Genomic DNA, 19,098 nt, shown 5'->3' with positions numbered 1-19,098 from the left:
CGAGACTGGCCGGGGGATGGCGCGATCTCGACGCCGTACACCGGGGCAAACGCTGACATGGGAGGCGGACGATGGACGAGGCACGGGCGCGGGACGTACTGGCCGCGGCGGACGTACTGCCCGGCCCGGCACGGGACGCGCGGCTCCTCGCCCTGGGCGAGAACGCGGTGTTCGCCGCGGGTGACCTGGTCGTCAAGGTGGGCCGGGACGCGGAGCTGCTGGACCGGACGCGGCGCGAACTGGACATCGCGCTGTGGCTGGCCGAGGCCGGCGTCCCGGCGGTCCGCGCGGCACGGCCCGAGCCGCTGCTGGTCGAGGGGCATCCGGTGACCGTGTGGCAGCGGATGCCGGACGCGGTACGGCCCGCCGAACCCCGGGATTTGGCCGAACTGTTGCGGGTCGTGCACGCCCTGCCCGCGCCCGCGTTCCCGCTGCCGCCGCGTGAACTGCTCGGCGGGGTGGAGCGGTGGCTGCGGCTCGCGGGGGACGCGATCGACCCGGCCGACGCGGCGTATCTGCGCGAGCGGCGGGACGGGTTCGCGGCGGCCTCGGCCGCGTTGACGCCGCGGCTGGCTCCGGGGCCGATCCACGGGGACGCGTTGCCCCGCAACGTGCACGTCGGTCCGGACGGCCCGGTGCTGGTGGACCTGGAGACCTTCTCCTCGGACTTCCGTGAGCACGATCTGGTGGTGATGGCCCTCTCCCGGGACCGGTACGGCCTGGCGGCCGAGGCCTACGACGCGTTCACCGAGGCGTACGGCTGGGACGTGCGGGAGTGGGAGGGCTGCCCGGTCCTGCGGGGCGCCCGGGAGACGGCCAGTTGTGCGTGGGTGGCCCAGCACGCACCGAGCAACCCCAAGGCGCTGGCCGAGTTCGGGCGCAGGGTGGCGTCGCTGCGGGACGGCGACGAGAGCGTGCGCTGGTATCCGTTCTGACGACGGCCGTGCCGGTCTAGGCGGTCTCTCCGCTCCGGATCGTGTGCGCCGCCCGGCGAAGCTCCGTGAGGACGGTGCGCACCGCTGCCCGGGCCGTGCGTTCGGGGCGGTGCAGGACGTCGATGTGGCGTCTGGCCTGTACGCCGCTCAGCGGCCTGAGGACCAGGTCCGCGTGCGGTCGCATCGTCCAGCGGGGCATCAGGGCGAGACCGCCGCCGGCCGCCACCGCCTCGGCTACCACCGTGAAGTCGTTGATGCGGTGGGCGAGGCGGAGGCGCCGGCCGGCCGCTGCCGCGATCGCCTCGATCGTCGCCAGGATGGGGAAGCCGTCGTGGACGGTGATCCAGGGCTGGTCGGCGACATCGCGCGGGGTGACCCGGCGTTTGACGGCCAGCGGGTGGCCGGCGGGCATCGCCACGTCGAGGGGCTCACGCAGCAGCGTGACCGCCGTCACCGTGTCCGGCCACGGCGGGGCGTGGTCCAGACGGTGGGCGAGCACCAGGTCGTAGACGCGCGTGAGACGGGGGAAGTCCTCCTGGGCCACGTCCTCGTCGCCGAGCCGGACGAGCGGGGCACCCGGCCCGGTGAGCGCGCGCAGGAGGAGCGGGAAGAACGCCGTGCCGGCGCTGTGGAACGCCGCCACCGAGACCTCGCCCTTTTCGTGGTCCAGGAACTCCCCCACGCTGTGCCGGGCCCGGGCGAGCGCCGCCTCCACCTCGATCGCCGCCCTCGCCAGTGCCTGGCCGGCGTCGGTGAGGACCAGCCGCCTCCCCTGGCGCTCGGTGAGCGGCACCGGGATCGACCGCTGCAGCAGCCGCAGCTGCTGGGAGATCGCCGAGGGGGTGACCAGCAGCGCCTCGGCGACCGCGGTGACGCTGCCCAGCTCGCCGAGCTCGCGCAGGATCCGCAACTGACGTTCGTCCATGGTGCGAGTGTAGGGAGTCAATGAAGTCGTGCTAAAAGATCCTTGTAGAAGGTGGTACTGGGCTTCAGGGACGGTCCCGGTGCACCGTGGGCGGGTGACCGACGTCCGCCGTACCGATGCCGTGCTCCTCCTTGTCGCCGTCGTCTGGGGTTCGAGCTATCTCTCCGCCCAGACCGCCACGTTCGCGCTGCCCGTCCTGACGGTGCTGTTCGCGCGCTACGCCCTGTCCGCACTGGCCTGTCTGGGCCTGGTCGCCGGCCGCCGCGGGCCGCGCCGCTGGACCCGGGACGAGGTGCGGGCCGGGCTCGCGCTGGGCGTGACGCAGGCCGCGGTCCTGGTCGTGGAGACGTACGGCGTGGCCCACACCAGCGCCGCCAACGCGGGGCTGATCATCAGCCTCACCATCGTGCTCACCCCGCTCCTGGACCGCTCGCGCGGCACCCTGCCCGCGTCCTACTTCGCCGCCGCCGGCGTGTGCGTCCTGGCCGTCGGGCTGCTGATGTCCGGCAACGGATTCCACAGCCCACGACTCGGCGACCTGCTGATGCTCACGGCCGCGGTGATCCGGGCCGGCCATGTCGCGCTCGTCGGAAGGCTCACCGGCGGCCGAGACGTCCGTCCACTGCATCTGACGACCGTGCAGGCCCTCGTCGGCACCTGCCTGTTCCTGCCCGGCGCCGCCACGGGTCTGCCCGAGCTGTCCCGGGCCGGCGCGGCGACCTGGACGCAGCTGGTGTATCTCGCCCTGTTCTGCAGCGTGTTCGCCTTCCTCGCGCAGACCTGGGCCGTGCAGCGCACGTCCGCCAGCCGCGCCAGCCTGCTGCTGGGCACGGAACCGGTGTGGGCCGTCGTGGCGGGCATCACCCTCGGTGGCGAGCGCTACGGCATCCTGACCGCCGTCGGCGCGGCCCTGCTCGTCGCCGGCACCTACTGGGGGCAGTCCGTGGAACGCGCCGACCGTCGACGGCGCATGCAGAGCCGGGACCTGCGCATCGCGAGCCCCGTGGGCGGCTGAGCGGTGGCGGTCCGTCGGCCGCCGCTCAGACCGGCTCGTCCGTCAGTTGCCGCAGCGGCCAGGTGCCGTCGACCACCGCCGTGGCATCGCCCTTGCGGCGCAGGAAGCTCTGGAAGTCCGCCGCCCACTGCGCGTACCACTCGATCTGGCGGCGGTGCAGTTCCGCCGGGCCGAGGGCCGCGATCTTGGGGTGGCGGTCGGCTATCGCACAGGCCAGGCCGGCCGCGGCGAGGGCGTCGGCCGAGGCGTCGTGGGCGGCCTCCAGGGGGACGCCGTACTCCGTGCAGACCGCTTCGAGGTTGCGCTTGCCGCGGCGGTAACGGTCCACCCACCGGTCGATGGTGTACGGGTCGATGACCGGCGCGGGGTCGAGGCCGCCGAGGCGGTCGCTCAGGGAGGGCAGTGCGTGGCGGCGCAGCTCGGCGGAGAGCAGGCTCAGGTCGAAGGCCGCGTTGTAGGCGACGACCGGGACTCCCGTCTTCCAGTACGAGGTGAGCACGTCCGCGATGGCGTCGGCCACCTGGTCGGCGGGCCGGCCCTCGGCGGTCGCGCGTTCGTTGCTGATCCCGTGCACGGCCACCGCGTCCGCCGGAATCTCCACGCCCGGATCGGCGAGCCATTCCCGGCGCCCCATGGGCCGGCCGCCCCTGACCTCGATCACGGCCCCCGTGACGATGCGAGCCTCGCGCGGATCCGTGCCGGTCGTCTCCAGGTCGAAGCCGATCAGCAGCTCCCGGTGCCAGGCCATCGGCGGCCCCCCTTCTTGGTGGTGCTTTCCCCCAGTGGTCTCCACCTTCCCATGCGCCACTGACAATCAGAGGACCGCATTCCGCTTACCTCTTCGGACAGTTCAGGACACGGGACGCGAATCCACCCAGGTCGTTTCGAACTCCTCGCGGTATGTCGGGAACAGGCCGCTGTCGACCCCTTCGTTCTTCTCGTCCGACTTGACCACGCGGCTGCCGTTGCGCAGGACGAGCACCGGCGCCTCCATGCCCCGGGAGCGGCGCAGGTACGACTGCACGACGGCGACGCCGTCCGCGCCGTCGCCGTCGACGAGGTAGGCGGAGAAGCGCGGTGTCTCGTCGTAGACCTGGATCTCGAAGGCGCCCGGGTCGCGCAGCCGGGAGCGGACCCGGCGCATGTGCAGGATGTTCATCTCGACCGCGCGGCTCAGTTCGCCGCGTTTCATGCCCAGTTCCCGCTCGCGTCGTTTGACCGCGCTGGAGGCGGGGTTGAGGAACAGCAGCCGCGTCCGGCAGCCGGCCTCGGCGAGGCGGACCAGACGGCGGCCGGAGAAGTTCTGCACGAGCAGGTTGAGGCCGATGCCGACGGCGTCGAGGCGGCGGGCTCCGCCGAAGATGTCCTCGGCGGGGAACTGGCGCAGCAGCCGCACCCGGTCGGGGTGCACGGCGACCACGTCGGCGTACCGGTCGCCGACCAGGTCCTCCACCGCGTCGACCGGCAGGCGGCGGGCGGACGGCACGTCACCGCCCGCGCCGAGGGCGTCCAGCAGCTTGGCCGAGGCCCGCTCGGCCTGGTTCAGGACCGCCTCGGACAGCGCCCGGTTGCGGGAGACGACATTGCGGGTCACCTCCAGCTCGTCCAGGGCGAGTTCGACGTCGCGGCGGTCGTCGACGTAGGGCTCGAAGCACGGCCAGTGCTGCACCATCAGCTCGCGCAGCTGGGGCAGGGTGAGGAAGCTGAGGACGTTGTCGTCGGCCGGGTCGAGCAAGTAGCCCTTGCGGCGGCTGACTTCGCGGACCGCGACGGCGCGCTGCACCCACTCCTGGCCGGCCGGTCCGGCCGCGGCGATCACCCACTCGTCGCCGTGGACGGGTTCGTAGATGGGACGCAGGACGGCGGCCACGACCGCGCGCAGCCGCTGTTCGACGAGGTTCAGCCAGATGTAGGCCCGGCCGGCCCGCTGGGCGCGCGTACGCACCTCACGCCAGGCGTCGGCGTCCCAGTCCAGCTCCGGTCCGATGGACGTCGTCTCCATCGGCCTGGCCAGGGACACCGTGCCGGGCGGGACGTCTGCGGAGTTCCCCTCGTGACCCTCGTCACCAGGGGGCAACTCCAGCCCTCCCGAGCCCACCCGCGCACCGCCTTCCGCTCCCCCGAGCACTCCCCTTGCCAACGATCAAGGAAGGGTACTCCGGGACCGGTCGGCGATGCAGCCGGATGGACAGGGTCGTTTCTCAACTACGCGGTCGCCAGTGGCCGTTCTGCCACGAGAGCTCGTCCGGAGTGAGCGGATTCATAGCGGTGACGTCCCGGGGAGCGATGGAGAATCCCTGCCAGTGAATGGGCATGGGCTGCTGGTCCTCGTCCCGCGCGATGTGGTGGAAGCCCACGTTCATCCAGACGATGGGGTGCGTGAGCGTCTGGCCGTTGACCCACTTCTCCACCGACTTGCCCGCTCCCGCGGGGCAGTTGCCCGTGTTGTTGGTGGCGAACTGCTCGCACTTGTTGTACTCGGTGAAGTACACGTCGTGCTTGGTGAAGCTCCGGCCGGCGTACTTGGTGGTGGGGCCGGGGACGATCTCGTACGAGCGCGCGTGGCCGTCCTTGTTCTTGCCGGTGGCGCTGACCATCCGCCACCAGCGGTAGGCCTTGTAGTCGCCGCCGAGTTCCTTGGTGACCTTGGTGCGGGTGGTCTTGGCGCTGGGCGCCTCCTGGCCGTGCGCGGGCGCGCTGACGGTCGAGTCGTACTGCTCGACCTTCGTCTTGGAGGAGCCGTCGAGGCCGAAGTCGAGCCGCCAGAAGACGTTGTGGCTGTGGCTGGTGGCGTAGGCCTTGGCGCCCTTGCCCAGCGGCCAGCCGCGGCCGTCACCGGCGTCGTAGTCGTCGTAGGACAGGCTGCCGGTGGCGCCGACGTTCATGTTGACGGTGCCGTCGTCCTGGAAGCGCCACTCGGTCATGTACTCGTACCAGCCGACCTGGTTGACCGTGTAGACGAGGAGGTCCTTGCCCTGGGCCTGGTAGACCTTGTTCGCGGTGTCGCCCTGCATCCGGTACGCGTGACCGCGCGAGCGCGTGGTGGTGCACAGGCCGTTGACGTTCGGGTGCTGCGGGTCCCAGGCGTCGGGGACCTTGACCTTCTTGATCGTGCCGCCGGGGCATTCGCCGGGCGCGAGGTTCATCAGGCCCTGGGCGAAGCCGAAGCCGGTGAGGTCGTCGTACTCGACGCTGCCGTCGTCGTACGGGACGTCGATCTGGGCGAGCCGGGCGCTGTTGAGGACCTTGATCGGCGCGCTCTCGCCCTTGGGCTGGTAGGAGACGTTGTCGAGGACCAGTCCGGCCTTGCTGTCGTAGCGCCAGCACATCCGCCAGGTGGTGCCGCTGGAGAGCTTCTGCTCGATCTTGTAGGCGGCGCTGCAGTCGGCGGCCGCCGTGCCGGCGGCCCTCGGCTGGGCGGTCGCGGGGCCGGCTCCGGTGGTCGCGCCGGCGGCCAGCGCGGCCACGGACAGGCCGACGGCCGCGCGGGTGCGGGCGCGGCTCATTCTCTTGACGGGCATGAAGAGGTGACTCCCTTGCACAGGAGGAGCAAGTTGGAAAAGTGGACGGGGTGCCGGCTCAGCCGCGCTTGAGCTCGGCGACCTTGCGGGCGCTGAGGTCGATCACGAAGGACCGCGCGTCGATCCACGGGCCGTTGACGACCTTGGGGAACAGCCGCACGCACCGGTGCTCGCCGCACTTGTCGAGCGCGGCGGGCTGGGCGCCCGGCGTGGCCCGGTAGACGGCGCCGTTGAGCAGCAGCTGGTCGGCGGAGGTGAGCTCCTTGCCGGTGGCGTCCTTGTAGTCGGCCCGCAGGCCCTTGCCGAGCGGGTCGGCGATCAGCAGCGTGGCCGCCTCAGCGTTCTCGGCGCGGCTCAGCGGCGGCTGGACGCCGTGCTGGACGCCGGTGTCCTCGACCTTGCCGGTGTCGAGGTTGACGGTCTTGGTGACCAGCGTGTCGTTGCTGTAGTCGTAGAACGTCACGTCGGCCCGCCGCGGCGCGGACGGGCCGTCGGTCTCGTCGTTCTCCGGGTCGGCGAGGTCGACCGTCAGGCGCTGCGGGCCGCGCTTGCCGTCGACGTCCTCGGCGGACCTCAGCAGTTGCCGGCTCGCGGCGATCTGCTCGGCCCGCTTCATCTCGTCGTCGGTCAGCGGATCGCCGCCCTTGCCCTTGTCCCCCTGCGCCGGCGCCTGCTCGACGACGCCCGCCGGGACGGCCCCGTCCTGCCCCGGGCCCGCCTGCTGCCCCGCCCGGGTGCCGGTCTTCCCTCCCGTCTCGTCCGCCCCTGCCGTCCCCGGCAGCGTGATCCCGACCATCACAGCGGTCCCCGCCACCGCTATGGCCGCACCGGCCACCACCTTGCCCAGATGGCGGTGCACTATCTTGCGCACATCTTCCCCCTACTCCCCCTTGGTCACGGGAGTACGTGTCTGCCCCACTGGTTCGGCATACCGCGTATGCCAGGTCGATCGGTAAGAGGGGCGTAAGTCATAGGTGGTTCCATCACTTTCGGGGAGACTCGACGCCAAGGCGCCACCTGGGGCGCGCTCCACCTGAAAGAGTCGTATCCATGCAGGTCTGGCCTGGCGAGGCGTATCCACTCGGTGCCACGTACGACGGCGCCGGCACGAACTTCGCGGTCTTCTCGGAAGCCGCGGACCGAGTAGAGCTGTGTCTGCTGCACGACGACGGCTCGGAAACGGCGGTGGAACTGCGCGAGAGCGACGCGTTCGTACGGCACGCGTATGTACCCGGCATCATGCCGGGACAGCGCTACGGCTTCCGGGTGCACGGCCCGTACGCCCCCGAGCGCGGGCTGCGCTGCAACTCGTCGAAGCTTCTGCTCGACCCGTACGCGCGTGCGATCGGCGGTTCGATCAGCTGGGGCGAGGAGGTGTACGGCTACCACTTCGACGCACCCGACCGGCGCAACGACCTGGACTCGGCGCCGCACACGATGACGTCGGTCGTGGTCAACCCGTACTTCGACTGGGGCGACGACCGCCGCCCGCGCCGCGGCTACCACGAGACGGTGATCTACGAGGCCCATGTCAAGGGCCTCACCATGCGGCACCCGGGGCTCCCCGAGGAGCTGCGCGGCACCTACGCGGCGCTCGCGCACCCGGTGATCATCGAGCACCTGGTGGAGCTCGGCGTGACGACGCTGGAGCTGATGCCGGTCCACCAGTTCGTCAACGACCACCGACTGGTCGACATGGGCCTGAACAACTACTGGGGCTACAACACGATCGGCTTCTTCGCCCCGCACAACGCGTACGCCTCCTGGGGCGACCGGGGCCAGCAGGTCCTGGAGTTCAAGTCGGCCGTCCGGGCGCTGCACGAGGCCGGCATCGAGGTCATCCTCGACGTCGTCTACAACCACACCGCCGAGGGCAACCACCTGGGCCCGACGCTGTCCTTCAAGGGCATCGACAACCCGCAGTACTACCGGCTCACCGACGACCCCCGGTACTACATGGACACCACCGGCACCGGGAACTCGCTGCTCATGCGGTCCCCGCACGTCCTGCAGCTGATCATGGACTCGCTGCGCTACTGGGTGACCGACATGCACGTCGACGGCTTCCGCTTCGACCTCGCGGCGACGCTGGCCCGGCAGTTCCACGAGGTCGACCGGCTGTCGTCGTTCTTCGACCTGGTGCAGCAGGACCCGGTGGTCTCCCAGGTGAAGCTGATCGCCGAACCCTGGGACGTCGGCGAGGGCGGCTACCAGGTGGGCAACTTCCCGCCGCTGTGGACCGAGTGGAACGGCAAGTACCGCGACACCGTGCGCGACATGTGGCGCGGCGAGCAGCGGGCGCTCGCGGAGTTCGCGTCCCGGCTGACCGGGTCCTCCGACCTCTACCAGGACGACGGCCGCCGCCCGCTGGCCTCGATCAACTTCGTGACCTGCCACGACGGCTTCACCCTGCACGACCTGGTGTCCTACAACGACAAGCACAACCGGGCCAACGGCGAGGACAACCGCGACGGCGAGAGCCACAACCGGTCGTGGAACTGCGGCGCGGAGGGCGAGACCGACGACCCCGAGGTGCTCACGCTGCGGGCGCGGCAGATGCGCAACTTCGTCGCCACCCTGATGCTGTCCCAGGGCGTGCCGATGATCAGCCACGGCGACGAGTTCGCCCGCACCCAGAAAGGCAACAACAACGCCTACTGCCAGGACAACGAACTGTCCTGGGTGAACTGGCCCGCCCCCGACGACGAGGAAGACGGCGACGGGCTGCTGGCCTTCACGCGCGCGATGGTGTGGCTGCGCAAGGACCACCCGGTGTTCCGGCGCCGCCGCTTCTTCCACGGACGGCCCGTGGAGGGCACCCACGACGACCTGTCCGACATCGCCTGGTTCACCCCGGAGGGCCGGGAGATGACCCAGCAGGACTGGGACTCGGCGCCGGCGTCGGCCCTGACGGTGTTCCTCAACGGCAACGCGATCTCCGAGCCCGGCTCCCGGGGCGAGCGGATCACCGACGACTCGTTCCTGCTGATGTTCAACGCCTCGCCCGAGCCACTGGACTTCGTCGTCCCGGTCGACCACGGCCGGCAGTGGCAGGTAGTCGTCGACACCGCGCGCGCGGACGGCGTACCCCCCGGCGAGGGCCCGAAGGTGACGGCCGGCGACCGGCTGACCCTGGTGGACCGCAGCCTGACCGTGTTGCAGCGGCCGGTCTAGAGCGGCGTGCCCGGCCGCCGGGCCGGGCACCCGCGCGGGCCCTCGGGAGCAACGGATGACACGAAGCGGCGCGGGGCGGGTACGTAGGTCTGCATGACATCTGTGCGACCCGACCCCGCGGTGCCCACGGCCACCTACCGGCTCCAGCTGCAGCCCGACTTCCCGTTCACCGCCGCGGCGGCGGCCGTTCCCTACCTGGCCTCCCTCGGCGTCTCGCACCTGCACCTGTCCCCCGTCCTGGAGGCCGTGCCCGGTTCGGCGCACGGCTACGACGTCGTCGACCACGCGCGCGTGCGCGACGAACTCGGCGGTGAGGAGGGGCTGCGCGCGCTGTCCCGCACCGCGCGCGAGCACGGCCTCGGCCTGGTCGTCGACATCGTGCCGAACCACATGGCCATGTCCCCGCGCCACAACCACGCCCTGTGGGAGGTCCTGCGCGAGGGCCCCAAGTCGCCGTACGCGCGCTGGTTCGACATCGACTGGGAGGCGCAGGACGGCCAGGTGCTGCTGCCGGTGCTGGGCGGCCCGCTCGGCTCGGTCGTCGACGAACTGCGGGTCGACGGCGACGTCCTGCGCTACTACGACCACGCGTTCCCGCTCCGCGAGGGCACCGGGGACCTGCCCCTGCCGCAGCTCCTGGACGCCCAGTGGTACCGGCCCGTGTGGTGGCGGCTGGCCCGCACCGAGCTGAACTACCGGCGCTTCTTCAGCATCTCGGAGCTGATCGGGGTGCGCGTCGAGGACCCGGAGGTGTTCGACGCCACCCACGCGAAGATCCTGCAGCTGCTCCGCGAGGGCGTGATCGACGGGCTGCGCGTGGACCACCCGGACGGGCTCGCCGACCCCGACGGCTACCTGGCACGGCTGCACGAGGCGACCGGCGGCCGCTGGACGGTCGTGGAGAAGATCCTCGCGGACGCGGAGCCCCTGCCGGTCTCCTGGCCCGTCGCCGGCACCACCGGCTACGACGCCCTGCGCCACATCGACGGGCTCTTCGCCGACCCGGCCGGGTGCGGGGAGCTGCTGGGCCTGTACCGGCGCTTCGCCGCCCCGCAGACGGACCGGGGCGGCGACTGGGCGGCGACGGTACGGCGCGCGGCGTACAAGGTGATCACGCACGAGCTGGCCACCGAGGTCGACCGGCTGACCCGGGCGGCGGTCCGGGTGTGCGCCACCGCGCCGGACCCGGCCCTGCGCGACCGCGCCCCCTGGGCGCTGCGCACGGCGCTCCAGGAGCTCCTGGTCCGGATGGAGGTCTACCGGCCCTACACCTCCGGCGACCCGGCCCTGGTGGTCACCGAGGAGGCCGCCGCCGAGGCGCGGGGCGCCTTCGCCGTCCCGGAGGAGGCCGGCGCGGTCGACGTCGTGCGCGACCTGGTGCTGGGGCGGGCCGGCGCCGGTCCCGAGCAGGCGGAGTTCTTCACGCGGTTCGCGCAGACGGCCTCCGCCCTGCGCGCCAAGTCCGTGGAGGACACGGCGTTCTACCGCTACGTGCCGCTGCTGTCGGCTAACGAGGTCGGCGGCGACCCGGGGAGCCCGTCGGTGTCCCCGGACGACTTCCACGCCTACTGCGCGCGCGTGCAGCGCGACTGGCCGACGACCGGAATGGTCGTCTCGACGCACGACACCAAGCGCAGCGCCGACGTACGGGCGGCGCTGGCCGTCCTCACGGAGTGCCCCGGGCGCTGGGCCGACGTGCTGGCGGACGCCACCCACGCCGAGGAGAACGTGCCGGACGCGCAGCTGGCGTGGGCGGCCTGGCAGACCGTGTTCGGGCTCGGCCCGGCGGACGCGGAGCGCGTGCAGCAGGCCCTGCTCAAGCACGTGCGCGAGGCCGGCCTGTTCACCAGCTGGACCGAACAGGAGCCCGCCTACGAGGAGGCCGTCGCGGCGTTCGTGGCCTCGGGCCCGTGCGGGGCGCCCGCCGAGCACGTCGCCGCCCTGCGCGAGGCGCTGGAACCGCACATCCGGGCCAACGTGCTGGGCACCGCCCTGGTGCATCTGACGATGCCCGGCGTGCCGGACGTCTACCAGGGCACCGAGAGCGAGTACCTGGCCCTCGTCGACCCGGACAACCGGCGGCCGGTGCGATACCCGCCGGAGGACCCCGGCGACAAGGGGGCGCTGACGGCGGCCGCACTGCGACTGCGCGCCCGCCGGCCCGCCGCCTTCGGGGACACGGCCACCTACACGCCCCTCACGGCGGAGGGGACGGCGGCGGAGCACTGCCTGGCGTTCGCCCGCTCCGGGGAGGTCGTCACGGCCGTGACCCGCCTGTCATTGCGACTGGCCGAGGCGGGAGGCTGGCAGGACACGCTGCTGCCGCTGCCGCCGGGTCGATGGTCGGACGTCCTGACCCCGGACCGGGAGTTCACGGGTCACGCCCGTGCGGAGGACCTTTTCGCCCACCTGCCGGTGGTGCTGCTGGAGCGGGTCGAGGAGGGGTGAGGGGTGGGGGCCGGCGGTGTCGTGGTGGTGGCAGGCTTACGGGAGGCATCCGCTGACTGACCCTGATGCCGAGGGGGGCGGCCTCGGGTCCGCTCGCGCCGCCGTCGTACGAACCCCCCGGCGGCGCCCTCCGGGCCCGCGGTGAATGCATCCGAGCGCCCCCTGGAGGCTCCCCGGGTGCCGGCTTGACAGGTGCCGGAGACCGTGGGGTACTGCGGATTGCGAGGCCGGGCGGATGTGTCGGGGGTGAGTCTCCTGCCGGTGCTGCGCTACCCCACGGTGACCCAACTCATCTCGTCCGCAGGAGCGTTGGCCGCTCATCGACCCAGCTTGTGCGTGCTGAGGCAGGTGGGTGTCTCCCGCGCGGGCAGGCCCCTGCACCTGCTGTCCGTGGGCCGGGCCCGGCGTGCCGTACTGGTCGTCGCCGGCGCCCACGCCAACGAGCCCACGGGCGGCCCCACGCTGCTCGCCCTCGCAGAAAGGGTGGTGCGGGAGCGGGAGTTGCGCGCCGACACCTCCTGGCACTTCCTGCTGTGCGCCGACCCCGACGGGGCGAGCCTGCACGTCACCCCGGCGCCGCGCAGCCTGTTCGACTACCACCTCGGGTTCTTCCGGCCGGCGGCCGAGGAGCAGCCGGAATGGTCGCCCTCGGTGCTGCCGCCGGACCGGTTGCCGCCCGAGACGCGGACGCTGACCCGGGTCGTCGACGAACTGCGCCCCTATCTGCAGGTGACGTTGCACGGGACGGACCTGGGCGGCACCTGGGTGCAGCTGACCAAGGACGTGCCGGGGCTCGCCGAGCCGTTCGCCAAGTCCGCGGCGGAGCTGCACATCCCGGTGGAGACGGGCGCCTCGGACGCGGCGGGCTGGGCGGCGTCCGGGCCCGGCGTGCATGTGATGCCCTCGCCCGGGGCGGGCGCCGCGTATCCGAGCATGCCGGACGACGCGCGGCGGAGCACCTGGTACCGCACCCACCGTTACGGCGGTCTGACCGCGGTGGTGGAGGTGCCGATGTGGGCGAGCGACCTGGTGGACGATCCGGCGCCGCATCCCGCGCCGGCCGAGGCGATACGACGGCTGGCGAGCCGGCTGCTGCGGGACGGACGGGAGGTGGAACGGGTCCTCGCGGACGCCCTGCCGCGCCTGGAGGGCGCCGACGGGCCGCTGCTGCGGGCCGCGAGATGGGCGCTGGACCTGGTCCCGGGGCTGGCCGAGGACTGGAGACGCACGCAGCCCGCCGACGACACGATGGCGTACGTCGGCAGTGTGGACGCGTTCGGGCGGCGGCTGCCCCTGCGGGCGGCGGCGATGCTGCTGAGGGTCCTGCGGGAGACCGACGACCGGGCGGCGCCGCGCATGGAGCGGCTCGTGGCGACGTGGAGCGATGCCTTCGAGGAGCGTTTCCGTGCCCGCTGGGTCCCGCTGGAGCACCAGATCGAGCACCAGGCCCGCACGGTCGTGGCGGCGGCGCTCCACGCGCGCGACCGCACCGCCTGAGCCCCGGGCCCGAAGACCCACGCGCGCGCCGCCCGCCCGCCCAGCCGCCGACGCCACCCGCCACCCCGAGCCGTAAGCGCCCAGCCGCCCAGCCGTAGGCCGCCCAACCGCCCAGCCACGGGCCCTCAGCCGTAAGCCGCCAGCCGTAGGCCGTCAGCCGCCCAGCCCTCAGCCGTCGAGTGCGAACACCGAGCCTGTGCGCGCCGACATCGCGCACCCGTTGGGGAAGGTCCGTGCGTACTCGACCTGCCGGCCGTCCCACATCCCGCGCGCGTGCACGCTGACCGGCGCGTAGACCATCGGGCAGAACACGTCCTTCGGCGGAAGTGCCGCGATGTCGCCGCCCGCCGCGGCCAGTTCCGCGCACGCCTGGGCGGCGAGCGTGTGCCCCTGGGGCGGGTCGCACATCAGGAGGGTGCCGCGCGTGTCGCTGGAGCGGGTGTCGCCCTTGGTGACCGTGAGGTAGAGGTAGTCGCCGGCGAACGGGTAGGGCGCCGCCGCCTGCGCCGGGGCCGCGCCGGCCAGGAGCAGGACGGCCGTCAGCAGACCGCCCCGTACCGCTTTCGCTGTGATGCTGATCGTCATTCCAGATGCATCGGCACGGCGGCCTGGGAACCCCACCCCGGCTCACCCGAACGGGAGCACGCGGGCGCGTGTCCGACGGCGAGTTCGAACGCGTCGAGCACCACGCGGGACTGGTACTCCACCTGGCGCGTGACCGGTATCCAGCGCGCGCCGCAGCCGTCGCGGTAGTCGACGCACCACTCGTCGATCAGGCGGTCCAGGTCGGGCAGCACGCCGGCCGGATCGCGTCCGGCGGACGTGACGAGCTGGTGCAGCAGGCCGGCCGTGCGCAGCGCGAGCCGCCGTCCGGCGATGCGCAGGGCGGCCAGGTGGGCGGTGCTCATCGGCGGCAGCGGGCGCGCCCCGTCGGCGACGTCGGGGTCCCACGCGTCGGCGAGGCCGGGACAGACCAGTAAATAGTCGTCCACCGGAGCGAGCAGACGGGCCGCGTCCGGCACGTCCGCGAGATGCGGCCGGACCTCTGTCAGGAGCCGCTTCAAGAGCCGGGTGTCGTGGCGGAGCGTGTGGCTGACGGTGCGCAGCACGGCGGCCGCGTCGGCGGGCGGGGAGCCGTCCTCGACGGCGGCCACGCCCCACATGGGCGCCTCGACGATGGCGGTCACCGTGCCGTACCGGTAGGGGTGGTACCAGGTCGACTCGACGGCGGCCTCGGTGATGGCGGCGGCCAGGTCGCCGATCCGGGGCGGCGGGATCCGGTAGACGGCGGGGCCGAGGTTCGGCCAGTACAGGGTGTCGTACGGGCCGAGTTCGCGCGGGACGCGCAGGCGGGCGGCGGTGTGGGCGACGCGCTGGGCGAGGCCGGGCAGGTCGTGGGTGAGCTCGACGAACCCGCCGCCGACGTCGACGCCGTGCAGCGAGCACTGCAGGAAGGGCCGCAGCTCGTCCTGGAGGTGGAGCAGGGTGCGGGTCTCCGGCAGCGCGGCGCCCGCCGCGCCGTCGGGCAGCCATTCGGGCTGTTCGTGGAAGCCGGGCCGGAAGAAGTTCCGGAAGTAGCGGCCGAGGGTGTACGGGCCCCGCAGCCAGCCCTCGTTGCGGCGCAAGCCATCGGGGTCGAGGGAGAGGAGCAGGTTCCAGGTGGCGTCGGCGCCCTCGGTGTAGCGGGGGTCGGCGAGCGCGCGTTCGGCGAGACGCAGGACCGTGGCGCCGCCGACGGGCTCGTTGGCGTGCGGGCCGGCGACGACGAGGGCCTGGCGGCTGCCGTGACCGACGGAAAGCAGCCACATGGGCGTGCCCGCGCGCGAGGTGCCCACGCGGCGCAGCCGTGCGGTGCGCGCGTGGCGGGCGACGAGTGCGGCCGCCCGGGCGCCGAGTTCGTCGACGGTCGGGTAGCGCTGGAGGGGCGGCAGGGCACACCTCCACAATGCGGTGCCGTCGGTTCACCTGACGTACATGGCGTACGCACAGTCAGTCACGAGTTGCGGGGTACGTCAACACCATGGAGAGGAAGAGGATTTGAGCCATCACACCAGGTCAACGCCGTGTCATGCTCAGGCCAAAGCTAAGGTTCGGCTCAGTCGTCCGTCAGTCGACGGCGAGCCGGAAGGACATCCGCCCGAAGCCGACCTGGTCGCCCTCGCGGACGACGGCGGCACCGATGACCCGCCGGCCGTTGACCGTCGTGCCGTTGGTGGACCCCAGATCCCGCAGCACCCACATGCCGCCCTGGCGGCTGAGCTCGGCGTGCACGCGGGAGACCGTCTCGTGCGTCAGGCGCAGTCCGTTGGCCGGATCCCGGCCTATCCGCAGCGCATGGCCGCCCGCCGGGTGCGGCAGCAGCAGCTTGGGCAGGCGCTCGGACTGCCAGGCCCTGCGCAGCCGTACGGTGAAGCCGGAGACGGCCTCCACGGTGCCGAACACCAGACGGGAGACGCGGCTCTCCTGGGGCAGGTCCGCGGTGAGGACGGCGAGCTCGTCCGAGCGGCGGGCCGCGAGGGCCAGTTCCATGCGGCGGATGAACGTGTCGTGCGACAGCCGTCCCATGGCGACGCCGTCACGGAGCACCTTCAGCGCCTGGTCGCGCTCCGCGTCCGACAGCCGCGCGGGGTACGTGTTGAACTCGAAGGACGACGTCACGTTCGTGATTGTCGGTCAGTGAACCCCGAGTGTCCAGAAAACGAGAAAACGGCCGCCACGCGTGCGTGCGCAGCGAGACCCGCCGGAAAAGAGGCCATTGGAAAGCGGATTGATCTCGTTTGAAGCACCATGGACGGGCTACATCACGGTGAGCAGACGAAGGGGAACCGTCCGTGCAGTTCGAGGTGTGGGCACCGCAGGCCGGCCGAGTGACGCTCCAGTGCGAGGACGCCACGTACGCGCTGGAACCCGACCCGGAGCGGGAGGGCTGGTGGCGCGGCGAGGCGGAGGCGCGGGACGGCTCGCGGTACGGGTTCGCGCTGGACGACGGCCCCGTGCTGCCGGACCCGCGCTCGCGCAGGCAGCCGGACGGCCCGGACGGGCTGAGCGCTGTCGTCGACCAGGGCCGGTACGCCTGGCGCGCCGACTGGGCCGGACGTCCGCTCCCGGGTGCCGTGCTCTACGAGCTGCACGTGGGCACGTACACCTCCGAGGGCACCCTGGACGCGGCCGCCGAGCGCCTCGGGCACCTCGTCGAACTCGGCATCACACACGTCGAGTTGATGCCCCTGTGCCCCTTCCCGGGGACGCACGGCTGGGGCTACGAGGGCGTGTCGCTGTGGGCCGTGCACGAGCCGTACGGCGGCCCGGAAGGGCTGAAACGGTTCGTCGACCGGGCGCACGAACTGGGCCTCGGGGTGGTCCTGGACGTCGTGCACAACCACCTGGGGCCGTCGGGCAACTACCTGCCGGCGTTCGGGCCGTACTTCACGGACACGCACCACACGCCCTGGGGTTCCGCCGTCAACCTCGACGCGCCGGGATCGGACGAGGTGCGCGACTACCTGCGTCAGAGCGCGCTGGCGTGGCTGCGGGACTACCGGCTGGACGGCCTGCGCCTGGACGCGGTGCACGCGCTGGCGGACACGCGCGCGTGCCACTTCCTGGAGGAGCTGTCGGCGGCGGTGGACGCCCTGTCCGCTGACCTGGGACGGCCGCTTTTCCTGATCGCGGAGTCCGACCTGAACGACCCGCGGCTCATCACGCCCCGTGAGGAGGGCGGGTACGGCCTGCAGGCGCAGTGGAACGACGACTTCCACCACTGTCTGCACACCGCGCTGACCGGTGAGTCGAAGGGCTACTACGCCGACTTCGCGCGCGCTCCGCTGGCCGCGATCGCCAGGACGCTCACCCGCGGCTACTTCCACGACGGCACGTACTCCAGCTTCCGCGGCCGCCACCACGGGCGGCCCCTGGACAGCACGCGCGTGGCGGCGCACCGGCTGCTGGGCTACAGCCAGACCCACGACCAGGTCGGCAACCGCGCGCAGGGCGACCGCCTGTCGGCGACGCTCTCCCCCGGCCTGCTGGCCTGCGCGGCCACACTCACGCTCACCGCCCCCTTCACGCCCATGCTGTTCATGGGCGAGGAATGGGCGGCGGGGACCCCCTGGCAGTTCTTCACCGACCACACCGATCCCGAGCTCGCGGAGGCCGTACGGCGGGGCAGGCGGCGGGAGTTCGCGGCGCACGGCTGGGCCGAGGAGGACGTGCCCGACCCGCAGGACCCGGCGACCCGGGACCGGTCCTGCCTCGACTGGAGCGAGCCGGAGCGCGACCCGCACGCGCGCGTGCTCGCCTGGTACCGCCGCCTCATCGCCCTCAGGCACGAACAGGCCGACCTCACCGACCCCGACCTCGGCGACACCAAGGTGGCCTACGACGAGCGGGAACGCTGGCTGGCCTTCCGGCGCGGTGACGTGCGCGTGGCCGTGAACCTCGCCAAGGCCCCCGCGGCGATCCCCCTGGGACCGCGCCACGCGCGCGTGCTGGCCGCGTGGGAGCCGGTGCAGCCCCCGGGCGCCGACGGCGTGCTGCACGTGCCGGGCGAGTCCGCGGTGGTGCTGCTGCAGGGCTGAGGGCGGGAGCGGGCCGGTTCGCGAAGCCGGACCCCCGAGCCTCTACGGCTCCTCGCCCGCACCCGCGTCCCGCGGTTCCGTCACCCGTTCCAGCAGGATGGCCTCCCAGGCGTGGCGGAGCTGGAGCCGCAGGAGCGGCAGGGCGGCCTTGTCACCGGCGTCGAGGCGGTCGGCCAGGCGGATCACCGTGTCGCAGCGGGCCAGCCACAGGCCCCGCAAGCAAGGGCGGGCGCCGTAGCCGGCGAGGGTGGCGGCGCGGACCGCCGCCGGGGAGCCGACGGCGACCGCGAGACCGGCGATGTCCTCCGCGGGGTCGCCGACCGCCGCGGCGGTCCAGTCGAGGACGCCTCGGACCCGGCCGTCGGCGCTGACGACCAGGTGCTCGCCCCGCAGGCCGTGGTGGACGAGGACCGCGGTGCCGGGCTGCGCGGCGAGCTGGACGGCGGCCGGCGAGGTGAGCTGCCGCAGGCGCGCGCGGTCGAACTCGTCGGCCGCGGCCAGCCGTCCGGCGGCCTTCTCGGCGGCCCTGCGCAGCGCCTCCAGGGAGCGCGGGGCGGTACGCGGGACGCCGAGCGCCTCGGCCTGCCGGGCGGGCACCTCGCGCAGTCCGGTGAGCAGTCCCGCGAGGTCGGCCTCGCCGACGGCCGACACGTCGTGCTCCTCCGCGGTGCCGCCGGGCACCTTGGTGTCGAGCGTGTACGTCAGCCCGGGCGCCCACTCGCCGTGCGCGACGCTGGTCGGCACGGCGAGCGGGAGGTGCGGGCGCACGACGTCCCGCAGACGCAGTTCGCGGCGCTGGCGCAGCGCGGCGTCCCGGTCGGGGGCGAGGCGCAGGACGTGCCGGGTGCCGACCCACCAGGTGGAGTGCCCGCCGCCCTCGGCGACCGGCCGCACCTCCGGCCCGGCGGTGCCCGTGCCGTCCCTCAGCAGGGAACTGACCAGTCGGCGGACGGTGTCCGCGGTGGGTGTCGGTGCCTGGGTCATGGTCGCGCCGTTGTCACTCGGG

At 72.8% G+C, this 19,098-nt stretch carries 15 protein-coding genes; 6 read left to right on the top strand and 9 right to left on the bottom strand.

The genetic code is table 11. The features are described 5' to 3' along the window. Window positions 1-71: 71 nt before the first annotated feature. Complete coding sequence (locus LN251_RS24350; protein ID WP_458246236.1) at window positions 72-935, top strand: phosphotransferase enzyme family protein; 864 nt, start codon at window positions 72-74, stop codon at window positions 933-935. Between the two features lie 16 nt (window positions 936-951). On the opposite strand, the gene LN251_RS24345 is transcribed toward LN251_RS24350, so the two are convergent. After that, window positions 952-1,860 (bottom strand): LysR family transcriptional regulator, encoded by a 909-nt coding sequence (locus LN251_RS24345; protein ID WP_458246235.1) that lies wholly within the window; start codon window positions 1,858-1,860, stop codon window positions 952-954. Window positions 1,861-1,954: 94 nt separating this feature from the next. On the opposite strand from LN251_RS24345, the gene LN251_RS24340 reads away from it, so the two are divergent. After that, window positions 1,955-2,875, top strand: a complete 921-nt coding sequence (locus tag LN251_RS24340) for a DMT family transporter (protein WP_458246234.1) — start codon at window positions 1,955-1,957, stop codon at window positions 2,873-2,875. Window positions 2,876-2,900: 25 nt separating this feature from the next. On the opposite strand, the gene LN251_RS24335 is transcribed toward LN251_RS24340, so the two are convergent. The 4 genes from LN251_RS24335 to LN251_RS24320 form a co-directional block, all read right to left on the bottom strand. Beyond that, complete coding sequence (locus LN251_RS24335) at window positions 2,901-3,623, bottom strand: exonuclease domain-containing protein (protein WP_458246233.1); 723 nt, start codon at window positions 3,621-3,623, stop codon at window positions 2,901-2,903. A gap of 102 nt (window positions 3,624-3,725) precedes the next feature. Continuing rightward, the gene (locus LN251_RS24330; RefSeq protein WP_079077874.1) at window positions 3,726-4,973 is read right to left on the bottom strand and encodes an SAV2148 family HEPN domain-containing protein; all 1,248 of its coding nucleotides are present in this window, start codon (window positions 4,971-4,973) and stop codon (window positions 3,726-3,728) included. A gap of 103 nt (window positions 4,974-5,076) precedes the next feature. Then, complete coding sequence (locus tag LN251_RS24325; RefSeq protein WP_458246232.1) at window positions 5,077-6,396, bottom strand: copper amine oxidase; 1,320 nt, start codon at window positions 6,394-6,396, stop codon at window positions 5,077-5,079. 58 nt (window positions 6,397-6,454) lie between these two features. Continuing rightward, complete coding sequence (locus LN251_RS24320) at window positions 6,455-7,267, bottom strand: Tat pathway signal sequence domain protein (RefSeq protein WP_458246231.1); 813 nt, start codon at window positions 7,265-7,267, stop codon at window positions 6,455-6,457. Between the two features lie 179 nt (window positions 7,268-7,446). Between LN251_RS24320 and glgX the strand changes: the two genes are divergently transcribed. The 3 genes from glgX to LN251_RS24305 all read left to right on the top strand — a co-directional run bounded on the left by glgX (window position 7,447) and on the right by LN251_RS24305 (window position 13,515). Continuing rightward, a complete protein-coding gene (gene glgX, locus LN251_RS24315; RefSeq protein WP_458246230.1) occupies window positions 7,447-9,570 on the top strand; it encodes a glycogen debranching protein GlgX in 2,124 nt (707 codons plus the stop codon). A 93-nt stretch (window positions 9,571-9,663) separates the two neighbouring features. Continuing rightward, window positions 9,664-12,018, top strand: a complete 2,355-nt coding sequence (treY, locus tag LN251_RS24310) for a malto-oligosyltrehalose synthase (RefSeq protein ID WP_458246229.1) — start codon at window positions 9,664-9,666, stop codon at window positions 12,016-12,018. A gap of 246 nt (window positions 12,019-12,264) precedes the next feature. After that, window positions 12,265-13,515 carry a M14 family zinc carboxypeptidase gene (locus LN251_RS24305; protein ID WP_458246228.1) on the top strand — a complete coding sequence of 417 codons (1,251 nt, stop codon included), beginning with the start codon at window positions 12,265-12,267 and terminating at the stop codon, window positions 13,513-13,515. A 168-nt stretch (window positions 13,516-13,683) separates the two neighbouring features. Here the strand turns inward: LN251_RS24305 and LN251_RS24300 are convergent, their stop codons facing one another. The 3 genes from LN251_RS24300 to LN251_RS24290 all read right to left on the bottom strand — a co-directional run bounded on the left by LN251_RS24300 (window position 13,684) and on the right by LN251_RS24290 (window position 16,173). Further along, a complete protein-coding gene (locus LN251_RS24300; protein ID WP_458246227.1) occupies window positions 13,684-14,100 on the bottom strand; it encodes an SSI family serine proteinase inhibitor in 417 nt (138 codons plus the stop codon). Further along, window positions 14,097-15,461, bottom strand: coding sequence for a M14 family zinc carboxypeptidase (locus tag LN251_RS24295; RefSeq protein ID WP_458246226.1), 1,365 nt, complete (start codon window positions 15,459-15,461; stop codon window positions 14,097-14,099). The genes LN251_RS24300 and LN251_RS24295 overlap by 4 nt, the downstream gene beginning before the upstream one ends. 160 nt (window positions 15,462-15,621) lie before the next feature. Further along, on the bottom strand, window positions 15,622-16,173 hold the full coding sequence (locus tag LN251_RS24290) for an FHA domain-containing protein (RefSeq protein ID WP_458246225.1): 552 nt from the start codon (window positions 16,171-16,173) through the stop codon (window positions 15,622-15,624). A gap of 173 nt (window positions 16,174-16,346) precedes the next feature. On the opposite strand from LN251_RS24290, the gene treZ reads away from it, so the two are divergent. Further along, window positions 16,347-18,092 (top strand): malto-oligosyltrehalose trehalohydrolase, encoded by a 1,746-nt coding sequence (gene treZ, locus LN251_RS24285; RefSeq protein ID WP_458246224.1) that lies wholly within the window; start codon window positions 16,347-16,349, stop codon window positions 18,090-18,092. Between the two features lie 42 nt (window positions 18,093-18,134). Here treZ and LN251_RS24280 read toward each other — a convergent pair whose 3' ends face one another. Further along, window positions 18,135-19,076, bottom strand: a complete 942-nt coding sequence (locus LN251_RS24280; RefSeq protein ID WP_458246223.1) for an aminoglycoside phosphotransferase family protein — start codon at window positions 19,074-19,076, stop codon at window positions 18,135-18,137. Between the last annotated feature and the right edge of the window lie 22 nt (window positions 19,077-19,098).

The sequence above is a fragment of the Streptomyces sp. MAI_2237 genome (assembly GCF_054189285.1).
This window is presented reverse-complemented; position numbering and strand designations above follow the sequence as displayed.

Coding starts and splice junctions, on each gene's coding strand:
- LN251_RS24350 (WP_458246236.1), top strand. CDS start 72: ATGGACGAGGCACGGGCGCGGGACGTACTGGCCGCGGCGGACGTACTG.
- LN251_RS24345 (WP_458246235.1), bottom strand. CDS start 1,860: ATGGACGAACGTCAGTTGCGGATCCTGCGCGAGCTCGGCGAGCTGGGC.
- LN251_RS24335 (WP_458246233.1), bottom strand. CDS start 3,623: ATGGCCTGGCACCGGGAGCTGCTGATCGGCTTCGACCTGGAGACGACC.
- LN251_RS24325 (WP_458246232.1), bottom strand. CDS start 6,396: ATGCCCGTCAAGAGAATGAGCCGCGCCCGCACCCGCGCGGCCGTCGGC.
- glgX (WP_458246230.1), top strand. CDS start 7,447: ATGCAGGTCTGGCCTGGCGAGGCGTATCCACTCGGTGCCACGTACGAC.
- treY (WP_458246229.1), top strand. CDS start 9,664: ATGACATCTGTGCGACCCGACCCCGCGGTGCCCACGGCCACCTACCGG.
- LN251_RS24300 (WP_458246227.1), bottom strand. CDS start 14,100: ATGACGATCAGCATCACAGCGAAAGCGGTACGGGGCGGTCTGCTGACG.
- LN251_RS24280 (WP_458246223.1), bottom strand. CDS start 19,076: ATGACCCAGGCACCGACACCCACCGCGGACACCGTCCGCCGACTGGTC.